Raw genomic sequence first — 25,655 nt, 5'->3', positions numbered from 1 at the left:
CTTGTGGCCGGGCAGGGCGGCCGCCGCGTCAGTCGACGAGATGGCAGGCGGCGCCGGCGCCCTCGTCGGGGAGTGCGGGGTTGTCGCGCTCGCAGACCGTCTCGAACGTCTCGCGGAGGCGGTCGCGGGCGGCGGCCTCGTCGCCGTCGGCGAGCGAACCGAACGCGTCGGCGAGCGCGTCGGCGGCTGCGTCGGGCACGTCGTGGGGAACGTGGTCGTGCCAGTCGTTCGCGGCCGCGATGTCGGCGGCGTCGAGTTCGCCGCGGTCGAGGCGGTCGCGGGCGTCCATAATCGCGCGGAACGCGGCCTGTTCGACGTCGAGGTCGTCGGGCGGAATCACGGCCGGACACCGCGTGCGGAACCGACACCCGGACGGCGGGTCGCGGGGCGAGGGAACGTCCCCGGAGAGCGTCGCGATTTCGCGGTCGGCTTCCGCTGTCTCCGGGCGCGGCACGCTCTCCAGCAGCGCCCGCGTGTACGGGTGCTGAGGGCGCTCGAAGATGTCCTCGACGGCACCCGTCTCCACAATTTCCCCGAGATACATCACCGCCACGCGGTCGCAGATGTGGCGCACCACGGAGAGGTCGTGAGCGATAAACAGGTACGTCAGCCCGAACTCCTCCTGGAGGTCGTCCAGCAGGTTCAGAATCTGGGCTTGCACGCTCACGTCGAGCGCACTCACTGGTTCGTCGAGCACGAGGAAGTCCGGCTCCAGCGCCAGCGCCCGCGCGATGCCGACGCGCTGCTGCTGGCCGCCGGAGAACTCGTGGGGGTAGCGGTCGAACTGGTCGGCCGAGAGGCCGACACGCTCGAGGAGCTCAAGGACGCGGTCCTCGCGGTCCGTGGGCGTGCCGATGTCGTGGACGTCGAGCGGCTCGCGGACAATTTCGCCAACGGTCATCCGCGGGTCGAGACTCCCGTAGGGGTCCTGGAAGACGATGCCCGCGCGGCGCCGGAACTCCGTGAGCGCGTCCCCGGAGAGCGCGGCGACGTCGGCGCCGTCGAACTTGACGGTCCCCCCGGTAGGGTCCCGGAGGCGCAGGATGGTCTCACCGGTCGTGGACTTCCCGCAGCCGGACTCGCCGACGAGGCCGAGCGTCTCGCCCTCGTAAACGTCGAAGCTTACGCCGTCGACGGCCCGTACCGCGGTCGGCTCGCGGCGAAACAGGGTGTCCAGCAGCGAGTCGCGCTCGTAGTAGTACTTCTGGAGGTCCTCAACCGACAACAGTGGGTCACTCATCGGCGGCCACCTCCTCGAAGTGGTCCGCGGAGAGCGCCCGCGACTCGGCGTACTCGTGGTCGGCGAGGTAGCACTTCGCCGCGTGCTCGTCGCCGCCCACGTCGAACTCGGCGGGCTTCTCCAGACACTCCTCCATGGCTTTCGGGCAGCGGTCCGCGAAGTAGCACCGCTGGCCCATCTCCTCGTCAAGGAGGCTCGGAACGTTGCCCTCGATGGGGTCGAGGCGGGGATCCGGGTCGTCGATGTCCGGGACGCTCTCAACGAGCCCGCGCGTGTACGGATGGACGTGATCGTCGAAGACGTCCGCGAGCGTGCCGCGTTCGACGATTTCGCCGGCGTACATCACGCCGACGCGGTCGGCCATCCGGGCGATGACGCCGAGGTTGTGTGTGATGAGCACGATGCTCGTGTCGCGCTCGGCCTGGACATCCTCAAGCAGGTCCAGAATCTGGGCCTGAATCGTGACGTCCAGTGCGGTCGTCGGCTCGTCGGCGACCAGCAGATCCGGTTCGCCCGCGAGCGCCTGCGCAACCATCGCGCGCTGGAGCATCCCCCCGGAGAACTCGTGGGGGTACTCGTGGGCACGGTCGGCGGCGTCGGGGATGCCGACGTCCTCCAGCAGCGAGACCGCGCGATCCCAAGCCTCGTCGGAGACGTACCCGCGGGTCGGGACGAGCGTGTCCGCGAGCAGCGACCCGAGGCCGTACCCCTGCGTGCGCGAGCGCGTCGACCGCGGGTTCGCGCTCGCGCGGCGCTGAACCTCGACGGCTTCCGCAATCTGCTCGCCGACGGTCACCGACGGGTCCATGCTCGTCATCGGGTCCTGGAATATCATCGAGAACGACGGCCCGCGCAGCGAGCGCCGCCCCGACTCGGGGAGACGAACGACGTCGACGAAGTCGCCGTCGACGAACTCCCCGGAGTAGGTGTCCGCGACCTCGGGGTTCCGGTACCAAATTTCGCCGTCCGTGATGCGGCCCGGCGACTCCACGAGGTCCAGCAGGGAGAGCGCGGTGACGCTCTTCCCGGAGCCGGACTCGCCGACGATGCCGAACACTTCACCCTCACGGACGGTGAAGGAGACGTCCTCGACGGCGTTCACCTGGCCGTCCTCGGTGAAGAAGCGTGTCGAGAGGTTCCGGACGCGGAGCAGGTCGTCGCTCATACGCCGCCCTCCCCCTCGACGCCGGGGTCGAGGGCGTCGCGGAACCAGTCGCCGAGGAAGTTCACGCTCATCACCGCGAGCACGATGCCGATACCGGAGAACGTCGCAATCCACCACGCTTCCGCGAGGAAGCCCTGTCCGTTCTGGATGTTGAAGCCCCACGAGAGCGTGGTGCCGGAGAACCCGAGGTAGGACAGCGAGCTCTCCAGGAGGATGATAGCTGCGACCTGCGTCGTCGCGAGCACGAGAATCGGCGTGAGCGCGTTCGGGAACACGTGCTTGCGGAGGACGTGGGCGTCGCTGGCGCCGATGCTGCGCGCGGCCTTGACGTACTCCTCCTCGGAGACAGTTAGCGCTTCGCCGCGCGCGATGCGCGCGAGCCACACCCAGTTCACGAGCCCGACGACGATGACGACCGTCCCCGGTATCGTAAACGTCGCCGGCATGTTCGGCGCGATGCCGAGCGCCACCCACGGGTCGGGGACTTGGACGGTGACAGTGCCGAACAGCCCGACCAACGAGACCGCCAGCACCAGCGACGGGAACGCCAGCATGACGTCGGCGAGCCGCATCAGCGCGTCGTCGACCGAGCCGCCGTAGAAGCCCGCGACGAGGCCGACGGGCACGCCGATGATGGCGGCGACGAGCACACCGAGAATGCCGACGAGTAGCGACGTCCGCGCGCCGTAGATGACCCGCGAGAGGACGTCCTGCCCGAGCTCGTTCGTGCCGAGCGGGTATGTCGGCGTCGCGCTAACGTAGGTGGTGTTCTGGACGACCTCGACGGAGCCGTTGACCATCTGCGTGGACGACGTCGTGCGCATCGCGCTGAATCCCAGCGGTGGCAGGAACTTCTGGTCGAGGTGCTGGACGGTCGGGTTGTGTGGCGCGAGCAGCGGCGCGAACACCGCCACAACGACGATGACGCCGAACAGCCCGACACCGGCTTTCGCGAGCGCGCTCCGACGGAACTCTTTCTTGAGGTTCCGCCACGTGCGCGGGGAGATCATGGCGACCACCCCACGGCGCGGATGGCCGGCCGTACGCCGGCGGTCATTCCACGGCCACCTCCGGGCTGACGTACGCGTAGAGGGCGTCGACGACCGTGTTCACGACGACGAACCCCGCGCTGATGACGATGAGACAGCCCTGCAGAATCATCCACTGCTGCTGGTTGATAGCCTCGATAAGCAGGCTGCCGAGCCCAGGGAGGTCGAAGACGCGCTCGGTGATGACGGCGCCCCCGATGAGCGTCCCGAGCTGGAGGCCGAGCACCGTGATGATGGGGATGAGCGTGTTCTTCAGCACGTGCCGGTAGCGCACTAGCGACTCCGGGAGTCCCTTCGCGCGCAGCGCGGTTACGTAGCTCTCCCCGAGTTCTTCCAGCATGCCGGAGCGCGTAAGCCGTGTCACGAGCGCTGTGAAGTACGTGCCGAGCGTGACTGCAGGAAGGGTGATGTGGGCGAGCCACTCGACCATCCACGCGGTCTCGCCCTGCAGGAGGTGTCGGACGGCATCTGCGAACAACACGGTCTCGCCGTTCATTTCGCCGAGGCCGCTGGTCGGGAAGACGTTGAACTGCACGGCGAGCAACAGCACGAGCATCACGCCCAGCCAGAAGTTCGGCGTCGAGATGCCGACCAGCGACAGCGTCGTCGCGACGTAGTCGGAGGGCTGGTGATGGTTCACTGCGCTGACGACGCCCAGCGGGATGGAGATGACGATGGCGACGACCGTCGCTGCGAGCGCGAGCTCGAGGCTCACGGGGAGCGCGCCGACGACTTCGGCGCCGACGCTGGTACCGCGGGCGTACGACTGCCCCATGTCGAGGTGTGCGAGATCCCATAGGTAGTCGCCGTACTGGACGTACAGCGGCTCGTCGAGCCCGTACGACTCCGCGATGGACTCGCGGAGATCGGGGCCGGCATCCAGTGGCGCGATGAAGTCGACGGGGCTGCCGGGCGTGATGTAGCGGAGCGCGAACACCACCGTGACGACCGCCCAAACGACGAACACGCCCTGGACCGCGCGCTTCGCCAGGAAGCGGAGATACCCCATTGGTCGTCACTGCGCGGGACTGATGGCGTAGGCGTCGATTCGTTCGTCGTTGCGCGCGGTCCACTCGATGTGGTCCGAGACTCCGTAGACGCTGTACTGGCGGTTCAGGAAGATCCACGGCGCTTCGTCGTGACACAGCTGGTTGGCTTCCTGGAGGAACTGTTCGCGCTCGTCGGGGTCGGTCGTGCTGTCGGCGTCCGACATGATCTGGTCGAGGTCCTCGTTCTTCCAAGAGGTGAGCGAGCCGTCGCTGGTCAGCGTCGGGCTGATGGTCTGACTTGCGTCGAACGTTGCGTTCCCCCAGCCGATGAGGTAGAAATCCGGCCCGGTGGTGATGTCCGAGTCCGTGAGTTCGCCGGCGAGCGTGGAGAATGTCCGCTGATTGACTTCACAGGAGACGTTCGGCAGCTCGTCGATCATGCCCGCAACCGAGCGCGCAATCTGGAGGTCCTTGAGGTAGCGGCCGGCGGGCGTGTGGAGTTCGATGGAGACGCCGGCGTGCCCGCTCTCCTCGACGAGCCGCTCGGCCTCGTCGGGGTCGTAGGGGTAGGGGTCGATGCTGTCGTTGTAGCCGAAGAACGGTTCCAGCGTCGGCTGGCCGGTCTGGCCGCCGGCGCCCTGCAGGGCGTTCTGGATGATGGTCTCGAGGTCGATGGCGTAGTTCATCGCGCGCCGGAACTGCGGCGACGAGAAGGGTTCGACGGTCGCCTTCATGGCGTTGTAGAGCACGCGCGTACTCCCGACAGCTTCGACGGAGGCATCGGCGTCCTCGACGCGGGAGAACGACTGCGGCGGGACGTTGACGACGAGATCGGTTTCACCCGCGACGAGCTGGTTGACGCGGACGCCCGAGTCGGAGGCGCTGTCGATGGTGAGCCGGGTGACATCGGCGGGCTCCTGCCAGTAGTCGTCGTAACGCTCGAACTCGACGTACTGGTTCTGCTGGAAGTCGGTCATCTCGAACGGCCCGGTGCCGTTCATGTTCTGGGCGACGTAGGACTTCTCGTTGTCCTGCACCCACGCCTTCTCGACGATGTCGCAGTAGATGGCGAACTCGGAGAAGACGATGGGGTTGAAGCCGTCGGAGTAGACATCGACTGCGCGCTCGCCGTCGGCGACCTCCGCGCCGGTGACGCCGTCGAGCTGGCCGGCCTGCGGGCTGGTAAACCCGACTTCGTCGTCGACGATGCGGTTGATGGTGTACGCAACGTCCTCGGGGGTGAGGTCGTTGCCCGTCTTGTGGAACGTCGGGCCGTCCCGGATCTGGAAGCGGACGTGGCCGGGTTCGACGCGCTCCCAGTCGGTCGCGAGCATAGCCGTAATCTCGCCCTCGGGTGTCCGGCTCAACAGCCCCTCGTAGGCCTGTAGCATCGTGATGTCCGTGGGGATGTCCCGGTGGTCGTGGGGGTCCAGCGTGGTCGGCATCGTCCCCTGCGTGATGGACACCTCGAACTCCTCGGACTGGCTGTCGGCCTCGGTGGTCTCGGTTGCGCCGCTGTCAGTCTCGGTTGCCGCCTCGGTCGCCGTCTCGTCGCCGGTCTGGTCGGACGAGCAGCCGGCGAACGCCACGGAGACGGCGGTCGTTCCCGTGGCGGCGAGGAATTCGCGCCGCGACGAGTCAGTTTGATTGCGACTACCTGACATACCAAATAGGGTCACGGTTCCGAACGTTTATATCCAATGCCTGGGCGGGAATTGCCGCATCCGGACCCGTGACGCGCCGCACAACGACCCGACCGGCGCTCGCGATTCGAAATCCTTTTTCCCCTCGTCTACATCCAACAAGATGCGCGCCGCCTTAGCTCAGACTGGGAGAGCACTCGACTGAAGATCGAGCTGTCCCCCGTTCAAATCGGGGAGGCGGCATCCCGATTCTACGTGTCGTTCCGAGCCAAACAGGACGGACGCCGTGGTTCACGTTCGAGGGGGCACCGGCCGGAACACTATGTGGCTGGTAGCCGTCGCTGGACCCGTGACCAGTCTCCGAGACACGCTGACTCGGTTCGAGCGGCCGCTGCGGTACGCGATGGGGGCGGTGTACGTGGTCACGGGCGCGTTGCACTTCCTCGCGCCGGCGTCCTTCGAGCGAGTGGTGCCGTCGTCGCTGCCGCGGCCGCGGGCGCTCGTCTACGTCTCGGGCGTCGCGGAGGTCGTCCTCGGCGTTGGCGTGTTGTTCGAGCGGACGCGGCGGCTGTCGGCGTGGGGCATCGTGGCGCTGCTGGTGGCGGTGTTCCCCGCGAACGTCTACACGGTGACCGACGACGTGGCGGGCGAGCTGGCTCCCGACGGGATGGAGGGCGTGGCGCGCGCGATAGCGTGGGCGCGGCTCCCGTTCCAGGGCGTGCTCGTGCTGTGGGCGTGGTGGCACGCGCGGCCCGACGCCGAGCCGGAGACGTGAACCCCGCGCCGGCGAGGAGACGAGTGGTAGAACGCGGACAGTTGTCCGGGAACGGACGCGTACGCCGACGGTCAGCCGGACGAACGGGCAGTCTCGGCGCTGAAACGTTTATCAGTGCGTCGCCCCAAGAGGAGGTATGACCTACGACACCGTCGTGTTCGACAACGACGGCGTCCTCGTCGGCCGCACGCGGTACGACGTGCTGCAGGCGGCGACCGAGGACACGTTCGAGCAGTTCGGCGTCACCGACCCCGACCCCGACGACATCGAGGAGATGACCATCGGCGCGACGCCGAAGACCGTCAGCGACGTCTGTAGCCGCTACGGGCTCAAACCCGGCGAGTTCTGGCCGACGCGCGACCAGACCGCCGCGGAAGCCCAGTACGAGGAAGTCCGCGAGGGCCGCAAGACCCTCTACGACGACCTCGACACGCTCCACGACCTGGACGTCTCGATGGGCATCGTGAGTTCGAACCAGCAGGCGACCGTCGACTTCGTGTTAGAGCACTTCGGCGTCGACGACCTGTTCGGCGCGGCCTACGGGCGCGAGCCGACGATAGAGAGCCTGGAGCGCCGGAAGCCGAACTCCCACTACATCGACCGCGCGCTCGCCGACCTCGACGCGGACTCGGCGCTGTTCGTCGGCGACAACGAGTCCGACGTGCGCGCCGCGGAGAACGCGGGCATCGACTCGGCGTTCATCCGGCGCCCCCACCGCCGCGACTGGGAGCTGAACGTCTGGCCGACGTGGGAGATCGACGGCCTGAGCGACCTCCACGACATCATCGACTGACCGGCCGCGACCGAGACGGCTACGCCCGTCTCGACCAGCGATAGCGACGCATCGAGAGGGACTCTCCGCGGCTCTCGCGGGCGGACCGTCCGCCTCGGGAGGGGTCGTCGCGTGCCACAAAGGTTATCAACGAGCGGCGCTTCTCTGTGGTTGCAATGGCAACCGGTACGGTTGACTTCTTCAACGACACTGGCGGTTACGGATTCATCGAGACTGACGACGCGGACGAGGACGTGTTCTTCCACATGGAAGACATCGGCGGCCCGGACCTGGAGGAAGGTCAGGAAGTCGAGTTCGACATCGAGGAGGCCGACAAGGGCCCCCGCGCGACGAACCTCACTCGGCTGTAATTCGGTGATAGGCCAGCGTCGCTGACGCTGGACAGGACGAATCATTTTTCGACTATTCCAAAAACGACGTAGCGACTGCGTTCTGCCGCCCCAAGGCGTACCAGTGTGACGCCCGACTAGCGACGCGTGCGGACATCTACACTCGGATTGGCCGTCGGCGCGTTCCTGTTCGTCCTGCCGATTCCCGGCACGTTCGTGACCGGCGCACTCCTGGTAGTCGTCGCAGCGGTCGCGCGGTACCGCTGAGCGCCGACGGCTACTCTAGTCGCGCGCGGTCCTCGGCCGTGAGGTCGAGGTGGCTCGCGGCGACGTTCGTTTCGAGGTGGTCGATGCTCGACGTCCCGGGAATCGGGAGCGTCACGGGCGAGTGGTCGAGCAGCCACGCGAGCGCGACCTGCCGGACGGTGGCGTCGTGGTCCGCGGCGACGGCTTCGAGGTCGTCCTGTTGTTCGCCGAGGTCGCCGCCGCCCATCGGGAAGTACGGGATGAACCCGATGTCGTAGTCCTCGCAGGCTTCGAGGACGTCCTCGTACTCGCGGTCGACGACGTTGTACGCGTTCTGGACGGTGGCGATGTCGACGATGTCGCGGGCGGTCTCCAGCTGCTCGACGGAGACGTTGCTGAGGCCGACGTGGTCGACGAGGCCGTCGTCTTTGAGCTCCGCGAACGCGTGGACGGCGTCCTCGAAGTCCGTGTCGGGGTCGGGGCGGTGGTACTGGTAGAGGTCGATGGAGTCGACGCCGAGCCGGTCGAGCGAGGCCAGCGCCTGGTTCTTGATGTAGTCGGGGTCGCCGTGGGGAATCCAGTCGCCGGTCGCGTTCCGCAGGAGGCCCGCCTTGGTGGCGACGACGGCGTCCTCGGCGATGCCGGATTCGCGGATGAGGCGCTCGCTGACGCCGGGACCGTAGGAGTCCGCCGTGTCCACGAAGTCGACGCCGAGGTCCACGGCGTGCTGGAGGACCTCGCGGGCGTTTTCCTCGTCGTCGGGCGACCCGATGACGTCCGGGCCGGTGACGCGCATCGCGCCGAACCCGAGCCGGTGGACTGTCAGTTCGCCGCCGATGTCGAACGTGTCGCTGTCGTTCTCCGTTGCCATACGCGAGCCGTCAACAGCCGGTCGCAAAGATGTTGGTGAAACGGACTCGTCCGCCGGCAGTCAGGGCTCCCACTGGTCGCGCAGTTCCGTCCGCGGCTTCGAGGGGTCGTCGTGTTCGACGAGCGTGCGCATCCGGTCGGCGTTGAACGCGTACGTGCGGTCGTCGCGCGCGACGAGGTCGCGGGTGCGGAGTTCCCGCAGGAGTGTGTGGACGGGTTCGACGTCGATGCCCGCTGCGGCCGCGAGGTCGTGCGCGCTTGCGCCCGGATTCGTCGCGAGCTCGGAGACGACGCGCCACGCGGCGTCGTCGTTGCACTTCGAGTCGCGGCGCGCCGCGTTCACGCGCGTCACGACCGGCGGCGCCTGCAGGAGGTCGACGACCGTCTCGGCCGCCGGCCCCGCGGGGTCGTCCGGCGTCACGTCCGCGTCGTCGCTCGCGTCTTGGAGTTTGCTGCGCTCGCCGCGGCGCCGCAGCCGGTCCTGGACGGCGTCCACGAGCGCGTCCCGGGGCTCGTCGCCGCTCCCGACAGCGGGCTCCGTGTCGGCGTCGGCGTCGGAGCGCTCCTCGGGCGCGTCCCCGTCGTCCTCGCTCGCGGACTCGTCAGCGGCGACGCCGCTCTCGACTTTCGCTTCGAGTTCGTCGATGCGCTCCTCCAGTCGGTCGATGTGTTCGTTCTTCGTCTGGAGGGTCGCCTGATAACTCTCGGGCGGGGAGCCGTCGCCGTGCGCGAGCGCGTTCGCCATCTTCCGGGCGGCCGCGGAGACGTCGCGAGCGGTCTCCAGCTCGGACTCCAACTCCGCGATGCGCTCCTCGCGGTTCTCGAGCTTCGACTCTAACTCCTCGATGCGGTTCTGCTCCTGTTCCTTCCGGTCGGTAATCTCGCCGAGGTCCTCCATCAGCGAGCCGCTGACGGACTTCAGGTCGGGGCGCTCGAAGTCGTCGAGGCCGGGGGTGGCGCCCGCGTCGAACGTGCGCTTGCGCTTGAACTGCACCCGCTTGACCATGTCGTCGCTCCAGTCCGTCTGGATGAACGCCTCGCCGTCCCCCAAGTCCATCACGTCGTCGGCGTAGTCGCTGCCGACGATGCGACCGACGACTTTGGTGTCGTTCTCCCACGTGAGCCGGTGCCACACCAACCAGTTCGCCTGCGTGATGAAGTCCTTCTTCACGTCCGCGGGGCGCTGGCTGATGCCGACGACGCCGAGGCCGTGCTTGCGGCCGCGCTTCCCGACCTTGATGAGGAGGTTCCCCGTCTCGCCGACGCCGCCGCCCTCCGGGATGTACTCGTGGCACTCCTCGACGACGAGCAGGAACGGCTTCTTGAGCTTCTTCTCCTTCGCGAAGAGGTGCCGCACCGTCTCCCGGAGCAGGTCGTCGGCCTCCTCGTCGTCGAGGTAGCCGGAGACGTCCAGGATGATTGGGACGTTCTCCTCCAAGGCGAGGTGCGCGAGCTTCTCGGCGTGCTCGACGCTCACCTGGATGTCGCACTCCTCGTCGGCGCCCGCGTGCAGGAGCTCGTACTCCTCCTTGAGGCCGTAGTACTCGCCGTCCGTGTCCACGATGAGCACGGGGTAGCCGGCTTCGAGGAGCTCCTCCACGACGACGCTCGTGGTGTTGGACTTCCCGGACCCGGACTTCCCGGTGACGAACCCGCGGCCGGTGAGCATCTCCACGATGGGGAACTCCAGCCGGTCGCCGTCCGCGGTCTCCCCCACGTGAATCCGCTGGTCGCCGTCCGCTGCGGTGTCTGCCATCGCTGGGTGCCACGCGAGCCGGGGAGAAAACCGTTGTCCTCGCTTACCGGCTGCCGGGGTGGCCGTCGGGGAGCCCGCGGCGGCCGAACGTCGTCTCCCGGAGGGTCTCGCCGTCGTATTCGTCGCGGAGCAGCCCGCGCTCGCGGAGTTCGGGAACGACGAGGTCCACGAAGTCACGGAGGCTGTCGGGCCGGGCGACCTCCTTGACGTTGAAGCCGTCCACGCCGACGTCCTCGAACCAGTACTGGAACTCGTCGGCGACCTGCTCGGGCGTCCCGACGACGACGGGCGAGGTGGTGCCCAGTCCCGCGAACTCCGCGACCTCGCGGACCGTCCAGTCGCGGTCGTCGTTGGCCGTGAACGCGTTCACGACGCCCTGAATCGCCTCGGTCTCGATGTGCTCCAGTTTCTGGTCCGGGTCGAGCTCGGAGAGGTCCATGTCCACGAACCCGGAGAGCAGCGCGAGCACGCCCTCCGTGTCGATGGCATCCGTGTACGCGTCGTACTTGGCTTCCGCGACTTCCTCGGTCTCGCCGACGATGGGGACGATTCCGGGGAAGAACGCGAGGCTGTCGGGGTCGCGGCCGTGGTCGGCGGCGCGCTCGCGGAGGTCCGCGACGTAGTCCTCGACGGCCTCGACGGAGGGCTGGCTGACGAAGACGGCCTCGGCGTGCTCGGCGGCGAACTCGCGGCCGCGGTCCGACGAGCCCGCCTGGTAGAGGACGGGCGTGCGCTGGGGGGACGGCTCGGCGCCGTGCGGCCCCGGAATTTCGAAGTGCTCGCCCTCGTGGTCGATGGCCGAGACCTTCTCGGGGTCGGTGAAGACGCCCGACTCGCGGTCGCGGACGACGGCGTCGTCGTCCCACGAGTCCTCGAAGAGCTTGTAGAGGACGTCCATGAACTCGTCGGCGCGGTCGTAGCGCTCGTCGTGGTCCATGCGGTCGTCGTAGCCGAGGTTGGCCGCCGCAGATTCGAGGTAGGAGGTGACGATGTTGAACGCGACGCGGCCGTCCGTGAGGTGGTCGAGCGTGGAGAACTCGCGGGCGAGCTGGTAGGGGTGGTTGTACGACGTCGACTTCGTGACGGCGAACCCGAGGTCGTCGGTGACCTCGGCCATCGCGGGAATCAGGTACGCTGGGTCGTTCGACGGCGTCTGGACGGCCTTCTCGACGGCCGTCTCACGGTCGTCGCTGTAGACGTCGTAGATGCCGCGGACGTCCGCGAAGAAGACGGCGTCGAAGCCGCCGCGCTCGGCGGTGCGCGCGACGTCGGTCCAGTACTCGCGGTCGCTGTAGCGGTGGGACTGGTCGCCGGGGAGTCGCCACGACCCCACGGAGACGTGCTCCACGGAGTTCATCGTGAAGAGGTTCAGCCGCATCCGGTCGGTCATTGCGCGCTGGTAGGGGAATGAGGCGTTTAAGCCGGCCGGTCACGACGCTGGCGTGGTGTTGTCCGGGAGAGCGGCAAGCCTCGCCGAGTCGGGGCTGACAGGCGACGGGGACAGCCGACGCGGGTCGTCGCACTCCCGCGGAACCGCGCCGGGCAGCAGTCAGGTCACGCGCCGGAGTGGTCCCGGCTTCGCACTTGAATCTCAGCAGGAGCAGTAGTAGTCGCGGCCGCCGAACTCGACGTCGAGGCGGTGCGCGATTGGCGCGGGGTCGCTGGGCCGGTAGACGGCGGTCGTGAGGTCGCCACTCGTCTCGAAGTCGCCGGAGACGAGCGCTTCCCAGTCGGCCGTGGAGAGCACGTCAGCGAGGTCGCCGCCGGCGAGCAGCGGGAGGTAGTCCTCCAGCGAGAGCCAGCGCGCGTCGTTCGTGGGGTCGGGCTCGTAGTCGGCGCCGGTGGCGTCGGCGTAGGCGGCCATCGGGAGGTTCGCGCCGGCCTGCACGGGCATGCTAATCCACTTCCACGGGCGCGTGTTGACGTCGAGGAGGACGAACTCGTCGCGGTCGCGGTCGTAGACGAACTCGGCCTCGCTGATGCCGTGGTAGCCCGCCTCCTCGATGACCGCGAGCGCGCGCTCCTCGATTTCGGGCTCGTCCACGCGCTCGACGACGCAGGACGTGCCGTAGCCCAGCGGCGCGCGGACGCGGGCGTTCCCGACGACCGCGAGCGGGTCGCCGTCCTCGGGGACGTAGGACGCCAGCGAGTGGTCCTCGCCGCGCGCGACCGGTACCTTCTCCTGAGCCATGATTTCGATGCCGGTCTCCTGGGCTATCTCGACGACGTCACGGTACTCCCCGCGGTCCGCGACCTCGATGACGTTCGTGCCGACGGCCTCCTCGAACTCGCGCTTGCGCGCGGGCTTGATTACGAGCGGGAAGCCGAGTTCGTCGGCGGCCTCGTCGGGGTCGACCTCGGAGAGCCGGTACGTCTCGGGGTAGGGGACGCCGAGTTCCTCACAGGTCTCGTAGAGCGAGCTCTTGTCGAGGACGGCGTCCATCGTCTCGCTGTCGGCGAACGGCAGGCGGACGCCCTCCGGTTCGGTCTCGGCGAACGCGAGCGCCCACTCGTCCATGCAGCCGAACGCGACCGGCTCGTGGTCCAGTTGTGCGGCGAGCTCTTCGACGTCTTCGCGGAAGCCGTCCTCGTCGTCCAAGGGGTACGTGACGCGGCCCGCGTAGTCGACGGCGTTCGACGGCGGCGCGGCGCCGTCCCCGGAGCGGTCGAGCGCGACGACGGGGACGCCGTGGGCGTCGAGCGCGCGGGCGACGGAGACGCCCGTGACGTGCGCGTTCGCGACGAACGCTGGCGGTCGGTCGAAGTCCGCGTCCGCGAGCGCGTCGCGGAGGTCCTCGAACTCGTGGAAGGTCATGGGCTGGCTTGTGGGCGGGGCGGCTAAAGCGGCCGGATTCCCGTCCTCGTCCGCCGGTATCCGGGAGGGAAGCGGAGCTGCATCCGCGGCGTCGTCAGAGGCGCAACGGCGGGCACGGCGACGGAACGGGTTCGAAGCCTTTATTCGCGCGCTGGCCGTCAGACCCCAGTAGTAACTATGTCCGAGAAGCCGGCCTCCATGTACCGGAAAATCGACAAGCCGTCGTACACCCGTCGCGACTACGTCACGGGCATTCCGGGCTCGAAGATTGCACAGCACCAGATGGGCGACCTGCAGGCGGACGCAGACGACTACCCCGTCCAGATCAGCCTCGTCCCCGAGGAGGAGTGTCAGCTCCGCCACGGCTCGCTTGAGGCCGCGCGCCTCTCCGCGAACCGCCACCTCATCAAGGAACTCGGCGAGGGCAACTACAAGATGCAGCTCCGCAAGTTCCCCCACCAGATCATCCGGGAGAACAAGCAGGCGACCGGCGCGGGTGCGGACCGCGTCTCCGACGGGATGCGCCAGGCGTTCGGCGTCCCGGTCGGCACCGCGGCCCGCATCTACCCCGGCGAGCAGCTGTTCACCGCGTACTGCGACGTCGACCAGGCGGAGGAAGTCAAGGAGGCGTTCCGCCGCGCCTACAACAAGATCACGCCGCCGTGCAAGATTAACGTCGAGCGCGGCGAAGAACTGCTGGTCCGGTAATCCGGCCGCTTCTCTCCGGCTTTCCCGTCGCGTAGCCGCGGCACCGGCTTCTCGGCGCCGACCGGCGTCTTTTAGTCCTCAAGCGACGACGCCAGCGTATGCTCGGGCTGGCGGTCGCCAACGACGCGGAGACGTTCCAGCGGATGCGCGAGCCGCTCGCCGAGCGCGGGATTCGCGCAGAGCACGTCTCCGTCCGCGAGCACGTCACCCGCCTCGCCGACCCGCCGTTCGACCCCGCGCGCTTCGACGCGGGGTTCGTGTTCCCGGGGCGGCTGATGGAGGGCGGCGTCGTGGACGCGTTCCTCGACGTGCCGTGGGTGAACAACCGCGCGGCCGTGCTGCGCTCCCGGAACAAGGCCGGCGCGCTGGCGACGCTCGCGGACGCCGGCGTGCCCGTCCCCGAGACGGTGTACGTCTCGAACCCCGCCGACGAGAACGAGGTTCGGGCGGCGTTCGAGGCCTTCGACGCGCCCGTCGTCGTGAAGCCGAACTCCACGACGCGCGGCGTCGGCGTCACGAAAGTCCACGACGCGGACTCGCTGGACGGCGTCACCGACTACCTCGAACTGGTCCACGACTACCGTGCGACCGGCGACAAGTCCTACCTGATTCAGGAATTCCTGCCCGAAGCCGCGGACTACCGCGTGATGGTCTTAGATGGTGAGGTCGTCGGCGCCGTCCGGCGCGCGGCGCCCGACGGCTGGAAGCACAACGTCCACCGCGGCGCGGACGCCGCGGGCGTCGCGTTGCCCGACGAACTCCGAGAACTCGCGGTGGACGCGGCCGATGCGCTGGACGTGGACTTCCTCGGCGTGGACGTGCTCGTGACCGACGAGCGCGCGGTCGTCAACGAGACGAACGCGCGCCCGACCATCGACGACGAACAAAAATACGAGAAGGGATTCTACGACAGGCTCGCGGCGCTCGTCGAACGGACGGCAGAACAGTAGCTACTCGACGTCGATGTTCGTCGACTCGCCGGTGCGCTCGAACGTGACTTCGAGGATGCCGTTGTTGTAGCTCGCGGCCCCCGAGCGCGGGTCCACGGGGCCGGGGAGGCCGATGCGCTCGTCGTACTCGCGGAGGTCGCTGCTCGCGCTGATAGTGACCTGCTCGCCGTCGCACTGCACGGAGATGTCCTCCTTCTTGACGCCGGGGAGGTCGGCGATGACGCGGACCTCGTCGTCGGTCTCGTGGACGTCGACGTGGGTGTCCGTCGAGAAGCCGGACTGGTCGCCCTCGAACCCGTTCGTGCCGTCCATCATCTCGTCCATCATCCGCTCGATCTCGCGGAAGATGTCGTCGAATGGGTCGTCCCGGTCGTCGCGTCTCATACCCCGAGGTTAGGCCGCGTGCTGGAAAAGCGTTCGGACTGTGTGAGTTTTGGGCCGCTCGGGCGGCTGTGGACGGGGTCAGTCGTCGCGGCGGAGGGCCTCACGGCGCCGCTCGTACTCCTCGTCCGTGAGGTCGCCGCGGGCGTACGCCCTGCGGGCGGCCGCCAGCGCGTCGTCGCCGTCGCCGGAATCGCCGCGAGTGAGGGCGAGGAGCCCGACGGCGACGACGCCGACGAGGACCAGCCACCACACCGGGCCACCGAGCCAGCCGCCGCCCATCGCGTGCCCGCCCATCGCGTGTCCGCCAGCTGCTCGGTGCATCGGCGCGGCAGCGCCCCCGAATCCCGCAGCGAGCGCGGGCACTGCGACGGCCGTGGCAGTCACCGCGAGCGCGCCGGCGACGAGACGACGAGTCGAGTACTGTCGTAGCATACGTGGACACCTCCGTGCGTGAAGATACGCGCGGACGACTTACCCCAGTTTTCCTTCAGTTCCGAAAGTTCGGGACGCCCACTTGGTTAACGAGTGAGTGTTCAGCCGCCGTCGAAGATTGTTTCGAGAAGTGGAGTCGGCCGGCCGGTCAGATTCCGAGGCTGTCGTTGGTGGTGGCGACGGACTCGGCGGCGTCGGCGCTGTCGGTGACCGCGCGAATCGCGTCCACGTTCTCGGGGACGACGTCGGACTCCTGGTGGATGGCCTGGAAGCAGTAGAAGTCGCTGCCCTCCGTCGTGACGGACTCCCCCCAGAGGCAGTTCTCCCAGAGGTCGCCCCGGGGACGGCCGCGGTCGAGCGCCCACTCCTTGAGCTGGCCGGTGCCCTCGATGCCGAGGTGTTCGTCGACGACCGTGATGCGGGACTGCTCGCCGAGCAGTTCCCGCACTTCCTCGGCGTCGGGTTCGGCGGCGAGCGTGACGTTGATGGCGTGCACGTGCATCAGCGTCGTCGGCACCTTCAGCCCGAGCGTGTCGATGTCGAGGTCGGGGAAGATGGTCTGGACGTCGGGGCCGTGGTGGCTCGGAATCGAGATGGGGTCCGGGAGCGCGTCGTTGATGGGGCCACGAGACGGCTGGCTGGGGTCGCCGCCGCGGCGCACGAGCGTCGCGCGCACCTTCTCGACGCCGTACGCCTCGCGGAGCGGCGCGAGCAGCCGGGAGAGCCCGGTCGTGTTACAGGAGACGACGCGCACGTGCTCGGCGCCGACGGCGTCGTCGTAGTTCGAGCGCGCGTTGAACGAGACGTCCGCGACGTCGGCGTCCTCGCCGCCCTGGTAGATGGCGGGCGTGTCGTACTCCTCGTAGAGCGCGCGGTTCTGCGCGCCGATGCCGGAGGGCGTGGCGTCCACGACGACGTCGCTCTGCGCGACGAGGTCGTCGACGAGGCCGGCCGTCTCGATGCCCGCCTCGGCGAACTTGTGCGCGCGGTCCTCGATGGCTGCGTAGAGGTCGTACCCGCGCTCGACTGCCTGTTCGGCCTCGTAGTTCGGGCTGGTCTTGGCGACGCCGACGACGTCCATGTCGGGCTGGTCGCGGACCGCGTCTGCGACGCGCTTCCCGATGGTGCCGTAGCCGTTGATGCCGACGCGAATCATACCCAGAACTGTCACGGCCCGGCGGTTAACCGTTTCGCAGGACCGATTTACCGCGACGCGAGTGAATCCCGGAGACGCGAGCAACAAGACCTAACGCGGCGCCGCGAGAACGACCAGTTATGACCGACCTGCGAGCGGCCGCCGAGACCGCCGTCGAACAGTGCCTCGGCCTCGAAGCCGACGAGTCCTGCGTTATCGTGACGGACGACAAGCGCCAGCCAATCGGCGAGGCGCTGTACGACGTCGCCAGCGAGATTACGGACGCGACGCTGCTGCGCTATCCGCCGGGCGACCAGCACGGCGAGGAGCCGCCGAGTCCCGTCGCCGCTGCGATGGAGGACGCGGACGTGTTCCTCGCGCCGACGACGAAGAGCCTGAGTCACACGCGCGCTCGCGGCGCCGCCAACGACGCCGGCGCCCGCGGCGCGACCCTCCCCGGCATCACGGAGGACGTGTTCACCACGGGACTGGACGCCGACTACGAGACCATCCGCCAGCACTGCGAGGACGTGCTCGCGCAGGTCGAGGACGCCGACGAACTCCGCGTCACCACGCCCGCGGGCACGGACATCACGTTCGAGCCGGGCGCCCGCGAGTGGCGCGACGACACCGGCATCGTCCACGAGCCCGGCGACTTCTCGAATCTCCCCGCTGGCGAGGTGTTCGTCTCCCCCGAGACCGCCGACGGGACGTACGTCGTGGACGGCACGATGATGCCCCACGGGAAACTCGGCGAGGACGACCAGCTCCGCTTCGAGGTCGAGGACGGCTTCGTGACCGATATTTCGGACGACCAAGTCCGCGAGCAGGTCGGAGCCGCCAGCGAGCAGGTCGGCGAGGACGCCTACAACCTCGCGGAACTCGGCATCGGCACGAACGTCGCCGTCACCGAACTCGTCGGGAGCGTCCTCCTCGACGAGAAGGCTGCGGGGACGGTCCACATCGCCATCGGCGACGACGCCGGCATCGGCGGCGACACCGACGCGCCGCTGCACCTCGACGGCATCATCCGGGAGCCCACGGTCTTCGCCGACGGCGAAGAAGTCGAACTGCCGAGTCCGTAACTCCGGACTGGACGACCGACAGCTACAGCCGACCGACCACCCAGTAGCGGGTGGACTGAGCGAACGCTCCGCGTTCGCGAGGGTCGGAAGACGAACGCAGTGAGTCTTCCGGGACTGAAAGGGGCGGCGGGCTCGACGAGCGAGACGACGCAAGCACCGCAGCGAAGCGAGGAGCGCAGCGAGTCGCAGCCGTCGAGCCCGCCGGGGCTTTCGAGAAAGCATCGACACCGAAGAGCAGAGAAAAACGACCCTACTTTCAAAACCCCAACTCCGCGGTCTTTTACGTACGGGGCCGCTATACGCCACCATGAGCGAAAACGTCGGGGAGCACGTCCCCTTCGAGTGTCCGTCGTGTTCGCCGGACCTCGAAACCGTCCACGAGGTACTCACCACGGGTGGCGGGAACGCGACCGTGAAGTGTACCGACTGCGGCCACGTCCACAAAGAGCCCGTCGAAGAGGAGACCACCGTCAGCGTCGACGTCGTCGTCTCGCAGGACGGCGAGTCCTTCACGGGGACCGCGGAGTTCGACCCCGAGGAGACCGTCTACGAGGGCGACGAGTTCGTCGTCGAGACCGAGGCGGTCATCGCGCAGGTTCGCGTGACCAGCATCGAGGTCGGCCCGGAGGACCGCACGACGCGCGCGGACGGCGCCGACATCGACACGGTGTGGGCGCGCGACGTCGGCAACGTCAGCGTGGACGTCACCATCAACCCCAAGGAGGACAGCGAGGAGGGCAGCCGGAGCATCGAGGTCCACGTCCCCGGCGACTACGAGTTCGCGGTCGGCGAGACCGAGGAGTTCGGCGAGGAGGCGTTCACCGTCACGGGCATCCACGTCCGCGAGAACGCGATTGACAGCTACAAGTTCCCGAAGCTCGGCGACGAGGGCGACGTGGTGTTCGCGAAGGACGTCAAGCGCGTGTACGGCGACGACGAGACCAGCGGCGCCTGGTCCCCCTGGTAACCGACTGACTACGGAGCCATGACCGACGAGGAACCTGATTCTGACGACGAGTTCGCGAGCGAGCGCGACGACCTCGCGGACGCACTCGCCAAGCGGCCGAACGTCAGCGAGCGCGTCGCGGACGCGATTCGCGCGGTGCCGCGCCACGAGTTCGTCCCCGTAGACCAGCGGGACGCGGCGTACGACGACCGCCCGCTCCCAATCGGGGAGGGCCAGACCGTCAGCGCGCCACACGTCGTCGCCATCATGGCGGACGAACTGGACCTCCGCGAGGACGACCGCGTGCTCGAAGTCGGGACGGGCTGTGGCTACCACGCCGCGGTCACCGCCGAACTCGTCGGCGCCGAGGGCGTCTACTCCGTTGAGTACGTCGCGGCGCTCGCCGAACGAGCGCGCGAGAACCTCGCTCGCGCGGGCTACGGCGACGTGGCAGTCCGCCAGGGCGACGGCCACGACGGCTGGCCCGAGCACGCGCCCTACGACGCCGCGTATCTGACGTGCGCCGCGCCCGAGTTCCCGGACGCGGTCGTCAAGCAAGTGCGGAACGGCGGTCGGTTGGTCGGGCCGATTGGCGACGCCAGCCAGCGCCTCGTCCGCGCGGAGAAGAACGAGGACGGCGGGCTCGTGGAATCGGACGAAGGCCCCGTGCGGTTCGTGCGGATGCAGGGCGGCGAGTAGGACACTCCGAACACGATTCTCGGGAGAGAGCGGAAGTCAGAGAAGATTATCGCGTGCGTTCGCCGGTCCCACCAGTGATGGCAGAGGCGACCGCGCCGTGGAGCACGACGTCGTCGCCCAGCGACGTCAGCCGAATCTCGGGGACGTTGTTGAACACGCTCTCGTCGATGTACTCCCGGATGGGGGCAAGCACTTGGTCGGGGTTGTTGAGCGCGACGGCGCCGCCGACGTAGACCACAAGGGGCGCGTACGACTGCACGAGGTTCGTGACCCCCATCGCGTTCCAGAAGCCCACTTGGTCGACGACGTGGCTGGCGAACTCGTCGGTGCCGGCGTGCTCGAAGACGTGCTTCGCGGAGAAGTCGGCGTCGTCCAGCGGGAGTGCGGTCTCGACGCCGCGATCCTCCTCGGCGAGCATGCGGGCGTACTCGGGGATGTTGTTCCCCGAGCAGTACGCCTCCCAGTGGCCGTCGCGGCCACAGCCGCAGGTCCGGCGGCCCTGCGGGTCGACGAGCATGTGGCCGAGTTCGCCGGCGTTGCCGTCCCAGCCTTCCAGCACTTCGCCGTCGACGGCGACGCCCGCGCCGATGCCCGAGGAAATGGTGACGTACGCCATGTCGTCGGGGTTGCTGTCGGCGTGGAAGCGCTCGCCGATGACGCCCGCGACGGTGTCGTTGTGGAGGTGGACGCGCTCGGAGTCGATGAGGTTCGAAATCGGGCCGACGAGCGGGACCGTCCCCACGGAGTCCGGGAGGTTCGCGGGACCGTCGATGGTGCCCTCCGCGAGGTCCAGCGGGCCGATGCTGCCGATGCCGGCGGCCCGCACCTCGGCGGGGGTGACGCCGGCGTCCTCGCAGGCCGCGCGCACGGCGTCGAGGACGGCTTCCGTGACCTGAATCCCCGTCGGCCCGCGGGGCGTCGGCCGCTTGTCGGTGGCGAGGACGGTCGCGTCGTCGTTCGCGACGGCGGCGCGCAGGTTCGTCGCGCCGAGGTCAACGCCGACGTAGTACGGCATCTACCTCGAATGGAGGCGCCCCGGCACTTAACTGCACAGTTTTCACTCGCGGCCGCGTTAGTTCGTCGCGCCCGGCGCGGGCCGCGTCGCCGTCCAGACGGCCGCCGGCCCGCGAATCCGACAGACGGACGCGGCGTCCTCGACGGCGCCGACGCGCTCCACGGAGACCGCGGCGTCCGCGTCGAACGCGACGACGTTCGCGGCCGCGACCACGCGCTGCTCGCCGTCGGGGACGGTCACGCGCTCGACGCGCCCGCGGCCCGCGAGATACGCCGTGCCGTCCCCGGCGACAGTCGTGAGAAAGAGCCCGCTGCCGCGGGCGGGCGCGTCCCCCACGCGGTCGGCACCCACGCGGACGTCGCCGGTCGCCGCGACGAACGCCTCCCGCGTCGCCGCCACGCCCTCGCCGTCGAGGTCGGCGGCGACGACGCTGCCGTGGTGGGACGGCCCGAACCGCGCGGTCGTCGCCTCGTCGGCGGTCACGCGGACGGGCGTGCGCTGGCGCTGGCGCGCATTCGCGACCGACCGGAGCACGCCCTCGCGAGCGCGCTCGACGCGGAGCCGCCCGGCGTAGTCCACCAGCGACCCGGACGCCGCGAGCAAGGATTCTCCGCCGTCCAGTTCCACGACGAGCAGCCCGCCCGCGCCGTCCTCGACGGTCGCGTCCATCTCAGTGGTCGCTGCGCACGAACGTCACGGGACAGGGCGCCGACAGCAGCACGGTCTGGGCGGTGCTGCCGAAGACGGCCTTTCCGGTCGGCGAGCGCTTCCGCCCGCCGACGACCGCGATGTCGGCGTCCACGTCGTCCGCGAGTTCGACGATGCTCTCGCCGTGGCCGCCGACGTGTCCGCGCACGTCGTAGTCGACGCCGGCGTCGTCGAGCTGGTCGCCGAGGTCGCGAATGGTCGCGTGGCGGCGCGCCACGACGTCCGGCGTCACCTCGTCGTCCGGCCCGAAGCCGAGGCGGTCGGCTGTGTCCTCGTACTCCTCGCGCGTGAAGACGTGCGCGAGCGTCACCGTCGCGCCCGCCGGCCCGGCGATGTCCGTGGCGGTGCGCGCCATCGGCTCGATTCGCTCGTCGTCGCTCGGACCGACCGCGAGCAGCAGGTTCTGGATAGCCATGTCTCCGGCGTGTTCGGGCAACCCCATAAGAATATCCCGTGCGGTCGGCGAGTACGAGGCATGCTCGCTCCCGACCTGACCGACCGCACCGCGCTGGTCACCGGCGGCGCGAAGGGGCTCGGTCGCGCGCTCTGCCTGTCGCTGGCTGACTGCGGCGCCAGCGTCGCCGTCCACTACTACAGCAGCGACGCCGCCGCGCGCGAGACCGCCGCCGACGCCCGCGAACACGGTGCGCCGGCCGCCACAGCCGTGCAGGGCGACGTGACGAACCCGGAGGGCGTAGACGCCATCTTCGACGCCGCCGAAGCCGAACTGGGGACCGTGGACGTGCTCGTGAACAACGTCGGGGACTTCGCGCCCGCCCACTGGGAGGACGTCGACTTCGAGACGTGGAACCGCGTCCTCCACACGAACCTCACGGGGACGTACCTCTGCTCGAAGCGCGCGCTCGACGGGATGCGCGCCCGGCAGTGGGGTCGCATCGTCAACATCGGCTACGCCTCCTCGGAGAAGGGGCTGGTCTCCCCGCAGAACTTCCCGTACTTCGCCGCCAAGCAGGGCGTACTGATGTTCACGCGGATGCTCGCCGCCGACACCCAAGACGACAGCATCACCGTCAACGCCGTCTCCCCGTACGTCGTCGAGACCTCCGACGAGTTCCCCGAGGACGCCCCCCGCGGCCGCTGGGCCTCCACCGACGACGTCGCGCAGGCGGTCCGGTTCTTCTGCGACGAGGATTCGGACTACATCTCCGGGGAGAACGTCGAAGTCGATGGCGGGTGGCTGCCCGAGGACGTGTAACGGCGTCCGGCGTTCGCGAGCATCCGCGAGCGAAGCGAGCGGTTCACGCGGATTCCCGGCCGAGCCACCACGCGAGCGCGACGCTCGCGGCGAGCAATGCCGCGGAGCCGTAGAGGAAAACGGTTCCCCGAGTCAGGGAACTGTCGTCGACGGCGCGCAGCAGCGTCCGCCCGACCCAGAACAGCACGCTCCCCGCGACGACGAGCTTGAACAGCAGGAACTCGTATTCGAGCCACGTCGTGAAGCCGTCCCACGAGGGCATAGCTTCCGTTGGAAGTGACAGAGTAAGTGTCTTTTCGGTCACTCGTCGTCGCCACTCCACGGGCCGACGCCGAAGACGTTCCCGAGCACCCAGCCGGCGAGGAACGGCGTGACGACGGCCAGACACCCGAGCCCGACCCAGCGGGCGGGCGGCGGTCGCGTCGCGAGGTACGCGAGGTAGGCCGTCCCGGCGACCGGGAGCAGGCGGGCGAGCACGGAGTTCGACTGCGGGGGCATACGACGACTACCGCGCTCGCACGGAAGAACCCACCCGGTTGCGCGGAGCGATACACCTTTGCGCTCGCACTCAGTCACCGACTGTCGTATGCACGAGCGAGCCGCGGAGTTCGTCGAGCGGGCGCGCGAGGAGTACGACGTCGACGTGGACGTCCACGAGTTCGACGAGGGGACGAAGACGGCTGCCGACGCGGCCGACGCGGTCGGCTGCGACGTCGCACAGATTGCGTCCAGCATCGTCGTGGTCGCCGACGACGAGCCTGTCGTCGTCGTCACGAGCGGCGCGAACCGCGTGGACCTCGCGACGGTCGCAGTCTACCGGCACGCCAGCGACGCGCGCATGGCCGAAGCCGACGAGGTGAAGGAGGCGACGGGCTGGAGCATCGGCGGCGTGCCGCCCATCTGCCACGCGACGGACGTGCCCGTCCTGCTGGACGACACGCTGCTCGACCACGACGAGGTGTGGGCGGCGGCCGGCACGCCGACCGCGGTCTGGCCAATCGAGCCCGAGCGCCTGCGAGACCTCGCGGGCGCGGAGGCCGTCGACGTCGCGGAGTGAGGGCTGCCGGCAGCCCGACCTTTTTGCTGCGGTCACGCGACTGTCACGTATGGACGAGCGACTGCACCCGCAGGCGCGGGCGGTGCTCGAACGCCGCGAGAAGCTCCCGGTGTCGCTGCGGACTATCGGTGCGCGGCCGCTCCGGCTGCTGGAGCGCGCGTCGAGCTGGTGGCAGAATCGCAACCCCCCGGAGGTCGGGCGCGTCGTCGACCGCACGATTCCCGGGCCCGCGGGCGACCTCCCCGTGCGCCTGTACCGCCCCGAGGGCGACGGGCCGTTCCCGACGGTCGTGTTCTACCACGGCGGCGGGTTCGTGCTCGGGAGCGTCGAGTCCCACGACCTGTTCTGCCGGCACCTCACGCGCGAGAGCGACTGCGTCGTGATGAGCGTGGACTACCGGCTCGCGCCCGAACACCCGTTCCCGGCGGCCGTCGAGGACGCGTACGCCGCGCTGGAGTGGGCCGCGGACAACCCCGACGCGCTCGCCGGCACGGGCGACCTCGCGGTCGTCGGTGACTCCGCGGGCGGGAACCTCGCGGCGGTCGTCTCGCTGATGGCCGCCGAGCGCGACGGCCCCGAGGTCGACTACCAGTACCTGCTGTACCCGGGCGTCGGCATCGAGGAAGACCAGAACTCCGTCCGCGAGCACGCCGGGAAGGTGCTCAGCGAGGACGACCTCTGGTGGTTCCGGGAGTGCTACTACGGCTCCGAGATTCACGAGCGCAACCCCTACGGCGACCCGACGAACGCCTGCGACCTCTCGGGGGTCGCGCCCGCGACCGTGCTCACCGCGGGCTTCGACCCGCTCCGGGACGGCGGCCAGCGGTACGCCGACCAGCTCGTCGCGGACGGCGTGCCCACGCGCCACGTCGAGTACGAGGGGATGATTCACGGGTTCGCGACGATGCTCTCGAACCCGGATCTCGACCGCGCCCACGACGCGGTCGCGGACGTCGCCGGCGACCTCCGCGAGGCGTTCGACGCCGCGTAGTCACTCGTTTTCGAGCGCGTCGAGCACGCAGGCGGCCGCGACGACCGCCTCCTTGGGCACGTCGCTGGCGTCGTCGATGGTGACGGTGTAGGCGTCCCGCAGCGAGAACTTCCCGCGCACGTCGCCGACGTGGTCGCCGTCGGCGTCGAATATCTCGTAGCGGTTCGGGACGAGGTTCGCGAAGCCGACGAGGTGACGGAGCGCGGAGAGGAGTCTGTTCTTCGAGCGAATCGTCGCCAGCGCCGCGCCCGTCTCGGGGTCCCGGACCGTCCAGTTCTCCACGAACAGCGAGAAGTCCTCGTCGAGCACGACGACCTCCTCGCCGGTGCCGGCGTCGGTGATGGCGTAGTTGCCCGCGACGTCCACGATGCCGCCGGCCTTCACGGTGAACGCGTCCGCGCCGTCGCCGGTGACGAACGGGAACTCCTCTTTCATCTTGAACATCTTCTGCTTGCCGCGCAGGACGACGTCGCCGGCGCTGTCGCGGACGGCGTACTTGTTCCGAATCAGGGACTGGCGGACCTCGTAGCGGTCGTCGTCGAGGGCGACCGTGGAGATGTCGTACGTGGAGGGCATCCGTGTGCGTTCGGCTGCGTCGCCTTCCAGTAAAAGGGTTCGCACGGTGGCCGCGACCGACAGACCTTCACCGATTCGCGCGG

General features: G+C 68.9%; 29 protein-coding genes and 1 tRNA gene. 12 read left to right on the top strand and 18 right to left on the bottom strand.

Translation table 11 applies throughout. From position 1 onward, the window contains the following. Positions 1-28 precede the first annotated feature (28 nt). The 5 genes from ABSL23_RS06470 to ABSL23_RS06450 are packed head-to-tail and all read right to left on the bottom strand — an operon-like array spanning position 29 to position 6,107. Positions 29-1,240 carry an ABC transporter ATP-binding protein gene (locus ABSL23_RS06470; protein WP_353635117.1) on the bottom strand — a complete coding sequence of 404 codons (1,212 nt, stop codon included), beginning with the start codon at positions 1,238-1,240 and terminating at the stop codon, positions 29-31. Continuing rightward, positions 1,233-2,405 carry an ABC transporter ATP-binding protein gene (locus ABSL23_RS06465; protein WP_353635116.1) on the bottom strand — a complete coding sequence of 391 codons (1,173 nt, stop codon included), beginning with the start codon at positions 2,403-2,405 and terminating at the stop codon, positions 1,233-1,235. Before ABSL23_RS06465 ends, ABSL23_RS06470 begins: the two co-directional genes overlap by 8 nt. After that, positions 2,402-3,415: an ABC transporter permease gene (locus ABSL23_RS06460; RefSeq protein ID WP_059055525.1), complete on the bottom strand. Its 1,014-nt coding sequence runs from the start codon at positions 3,413-3,415 to the stop codon at positions 2,402-2,404. The genes ABSL23_RS06465 and ABSL23_RS06460 overlap by 4 nt, the downstream gene beginning before the upstream one ends. A gap of 43 nt (positions 3,416-3,458) precedes the next feature. Continuing rightward, positions 3,459-4,463: an ABC transporter permease gene (locus ABSL23_RS06455; protein WP_059055524.1), complete on the bottom strand. Its 1,005-nt coding sequence runs from the start codon at positions 4,461-4,463 to the stop codon at positions 3,459-3,461. 6 nt (positions 4,464-4,469) lie between these two features. Then, positions 4,470-6,107: an ABC transporter substrate-binding protein gene (locus ABSL23_RS06450; RefSeq protein ID WP_059055522.1), complete on the bottom strand. Its 1,638-nt coding sequence runs from the start codon at positions 6,105-6,107 to the stop codon at positions 4,470-4,472. Positions 6,108-6,255: 148 nt separating this feature from the next. Between ABSL23_RS06450 and ABSL23_RS06445 the strand changes: the two genes are divergently transcribed. From ABSL23_RS06445 to ABSL23_RS06430, 4 genes are all read left to right on the top strand, one after another. Then, a tRNA-Phe gene (locus tag ABSL23_RS06445) sits at positions 6,256-6,329 on the top strand. Positions 6,330-6,489: 160 nt separating this feature from the next. Then, entirely contained in the window at positions 6,490-6,861 is a 372-nt protein-coding gene (locus tag ABSL23_RS06440; protein WP_197570642.1) for a DoxX-like family protein, read from the top strand. A 136-nt stretch (positions 6,862-6,997) separates the two neighbouring features. Then, complete coding sequence (locus tag ABSL23_RS06435) at positions 6,998-7,654, top strand: HAD family hydrolase (protein WP_059055518.1); 657 nt, start codon at positions 6,998-7,000, stop codon at positions 7,652-7,654. A gap of 155 nt (positions 7,655-7,809) precedes the next feature. Then, a complete protein-coding gene (locus tag ABSL23_RS06430; RefSeq protein ID WP_059055516.1) occupies positions 7,810-8,004 on the top strand; it encodes a cold-shock protein in 195 nt (64 codons plus the stop codon). Positions 8,005-8,260: 256 nt separating this feature from the next. On the opposite strand, the gene ABSL23_RS06425 is transcribed toward ABSL23_RS06430, so the two are convergent. The 4 genes from ABSL23_RS06425 to ABSL23_RS06410 all read right to left on the bottom strand — a co-directional run bounded on the left by ABSL23_RS06425 (position 8,261) and on the right by ABSL23_RS06410 (position 13,670). Beyond that, positions 8,261-9,100 carry an aldo/keto reductase gene (locus ABSL23_RS06425; protein ID WP_059055515.1) on the bottom strand — a complete coding sequence of 280 codons (840 nt, stop codon included), beginning with the start codon at positions 9,098-9,100 and terminating at the stop codon, positions 8,261-8,263. Between the two features lie 60 nt (positions 9,101-9,160). Continuing rightward, a complete protein-coding gene (locus ABSL23_RS06420) occupies positions 9,161-10,855 on the bottom strand; it encodes a DUF87 domain-containing protein (RefSeq protein WP_353635115.1) in 1,695 nt (564 codons plus the stop codon). A 43-nt stretch (positions 10,856-10,898) separates the two neighbouring features. After that, on the bottom strand, positions 10,899-12,245 hold the full coding sequence (locus ABSL23_RS06415; protein ID WP_353635114.1) for an LLM class flavin-dependent oxidoreductase: 1,347 nt from the start codon (positions 12,243-12,245) through the stop codon (positions 10,899-10,901). Between the two features lie 201 nt (positions 12,246-12,446). Further along, a complete protein-coding gene (locus ABSL23_RS06410; protein ID WP_353635113.1) occupies positions 12,447-13,670 on the bottom strand; it encodes a carboxylate--amine ligase in 1,224 nt (407 codons plus the stop codon). Positions 13,671-13,847: 177 nt separating this feature from the next. Here ABSL23_RS06410 and ABSL23_RS06405 point away from each other — a divergent pair, with 177 nt between their 5' ends. Next, positions 13,848-14,378 (top strand): 50S ribosomal protein L16, encoded by a 531-nt coding sequence (locus tag ABSL23_RS06405; protein ID WP_059055507.1) that lies wholly within the window; start codon positions 13,848-13,850, stop codon positions 14,376-14,378. A gap of 98 nt (positions 14,379-14,476) precedes the next feature. Beyond that, positions 14,477-15,328, top strand: coding sequence for a RimK family alpha-L-glutamate ligase (locus tag ABSL23_RS06400; RefSeq protein WP_059055504.1), 852 nt, complete (start codon positions 14,477-14,479; stop codon positions 15,326-15,328). Here ABSL23_RS06400 and ABSL23_RS06395 read toward each other — a convergent pair whose 3' ends face one another. The 3 genes from ABSL23_RS06395 to ABSL23_RS06385 all read right to left on the bottom strand — a co-directional run bounded on the left by ABSL23_RS06395 (position 15,329) and on the right by ABSL23_RS06385 (position 17,300). Next, on the bottom strand, positions 15,329-15,712 hold the full coding sequence (locus ABSL23_RS06395) for an Hsp20/alpha crystallin family protein (protein ID WP_353635112.1): 384 nt from the start codon (positions 15,710-15,712) through the stop codon (positions 15,329-15,331). Positions 15,713-15,790: 78 nt separating this feature from the next. Continuing rightward, the gene (locus ABSL23_RS06390) at positions 15,791-16,144 is read right to left on the bottom strand and encodes an SHOCT domain-containing protein (protein WP_089649772.1); all 354 of its coding nucleotides are present in this window, start codon (positions 16,142-16,144) and stop codon (positions 15,791-15,793) included. Between the two features lie 148 nt (positions 16,145-16,292). Then, a complete protein-coding gene (locus ABSL23_RS06385) occupies positions 16,293-17,300 on the bottom strand; it encodes a type II glyceraldehyde-3-phosphate dehydrogenase (protein WP_353635111.1) in 1,008 nt (335 codons plus the stop codon). A gap of 119 nt (positions 17,301-17,419) precedes the next feature. Here ABSL23_RS06385 and ABSL23_RS06380 point away from each other — a divergent pair, with 119 nt between their 5' ends. The 3 genes from ABSL23_RS06380 to ABSL23_RS06370 all read left to right on the top strand — a co-directional run bounded on the left by ABSL23_RS06380 (position 17,420) and on the right by ABSL23_RS06370 (position 20,009). Beyond that, a complete protein-coding gene (locus ABSL23_RS06380) occupies positions 17,420-18,364 on the top strand; it encodes an aminopeptidase (RefSeq protein ID WP_353635110.1) in 945 nt (314 codons plus the stop codon). Between the two features lie 307 nt (positions 18,365-18,671). After that, positions 18,672-19,331 (top strand): HVO_0476 family zinc finger protein, encoded by a 660-nt coding sequence (locus ABSL23_RS06375; RefSeq protein ID WP_353635109.1) that lies wholly within the window; start codon positions 18,672-18,674, stop codon positions 19,329-19,331. A gap of 18 nt (positions 19,332-19,349) precedes the next feature. Continuing rightward, positions 19,350-20,009 (top strand): protein-L-isoaspartate(D-aspartate) O-methyltransferase, encoded by a 660-nt coding sequence (locus tag ABSL23_RS06370; protein WP_353635108.1) that lies wholly within the window; start codon positions 19,350-19,352, stop codon positions 20,007-20,009. A 46-nt stretch (positions 20,010-20,055) separates the two neighbouring features. On the opposite strand, the gene ABSL23_RS06365 is transcribed toward ABSL23_RS06370, so the two are convergent. The 3 genes from ABSL23_RS06365 to ABSL23_RS06355 are packed head-to-tail and all read right to left on the bottom strand — an operon-like array spanning position 20,056 to position 22,147. Further along, positions 20,056-21,024 carry an ROK family protein gene (locus ABSL23_RS06365; RefSeq protein WP_059055491.1) on the bottom strand — a complete coding sequence of 323 codons (969 nt, stop codon included), beginning with the start codon at positions 21,022-21,024 and terminating at the stop codon, positions 20,056-20,058. 57 nt (positions 21,025-21,081) lie between these two features. Further along, positions 21,082-21,693, bottom strand: a complete 612-nt coding sequence (locus ABSL23_RS06360; RefSeq protein WP_059055490.1) for an AIM24 family protein — start codon at positions 21,691-21,693, stop codon at positions 21,082-21,084. Position 21,694: 1 nt separating this feature from the next. Further along, a complete protein-coding gene (locus ABSL23_RS06355; RefSeq protein ID WP_059055488.1) occupies positions 21,695-22,147 on the bottom strand; it encodes a universal stress protein in 453 nt (150 codons plus the stop codon). Positions 22,148-22,207: 60 nt separating this feature from the next. Between ABSL23_RS06355 and ABSL23_RS06350 the strand changes: the two genes are divergently transcribed. Continuing rightward, a complete protein-coding gene (locus ABSL23_RS06350; RefSeq protein WP_059055486.1) occupies positions 22,208-22,948 on the top strand; it encodes an SDR family NAD(P)-dependent oxidoreductase in 741 nt (246 codons plus the stop codon). A 43-nt stretch (positions 22,949-22,991) separates the two neighbouring features. Here ABSL23_RS06350 and ABSL23_RS06345 read toward each other — a convergent pair whose 3' ends face one another. After that, the gene (locus tag ABSL23_RS06345) at positions 22,992-23,210 is read right to left on the bottom strand and encodes a hypothetical protein (protein ID WP_353635107.1); all 219 of its coding nucleotides are present in this window, start codon (positions 23,208-23,210) and stop codon (positions 22,992-22,994) included. Between the two features lie 38 nt (positions 23,211-23,248). Then, entirely contained in the window at positions 23,249-23,446 is a 198-nt protein-coding gene (locus ABSL23_RS06340) for a hypothetical protein (RefSeq protein WP_353635106.1), read from the bottom strand. 88 nt (positions 23,447-23,534) lie between these two features. Here ABSL23_RS06340 and ABSL23_RS06335 point away from each other — a divergent pair, with 88 nt between their 5' ends. Then, a complete protein-coding gene (locus tag ABSL23_RS06335; RefSeq protein WP_353635105.1) occupies positions 23,535-24,005 on the top strand; it encodes a YbaK/EbsC family protein in 471 nt (156 codons plus the stop codon). A gap of 49 nt (positions 24,006-24,054) precedes the next feature. Then, positions 24,055-24,996 (top strand): alpha/beta hydrolase, encoded by a 942-nt coding sequence (locus tag ABSL23_RS06330; protein ID WP_353635104.1) that lies wholly within the window; start codon positions 24,055-24,057, stop codon positions 24,994-24,996. On the opposite strand, the gene ABSL23_RS06325 is transcribed toward ABSL23_RS06330, so the two are convergent. Continuing rightward, on the bottom strand, positions 24,997-25,572 hold the full coding sequence (locus ABSL23_RS06325) for a hypothetical protein (RefSeq protein ID WP_353635103.1): 576 nt from the start codon (positions 25,570-25,572) through the stop codon (positions 24,997-24,999). It lies immediately after the preceding gene. Positions 25,573-25,655 lie beyond the last annotated feature (83 nt).

Source organism: Halobacterium sp. NMX12-1 (assembly GCF_040435975.1).
GTDB lineage: Archaea > Halobacteriota > Halobacteria > Halobacteriales > Halobacteriaceae > Halobacterium > Halobacterium hubeiense.
The sequence above is the reverse complement of the archived record's forward strand: the minus strand, read 5'-3'. Positions and strand labels throughout refer to the sequence as shown.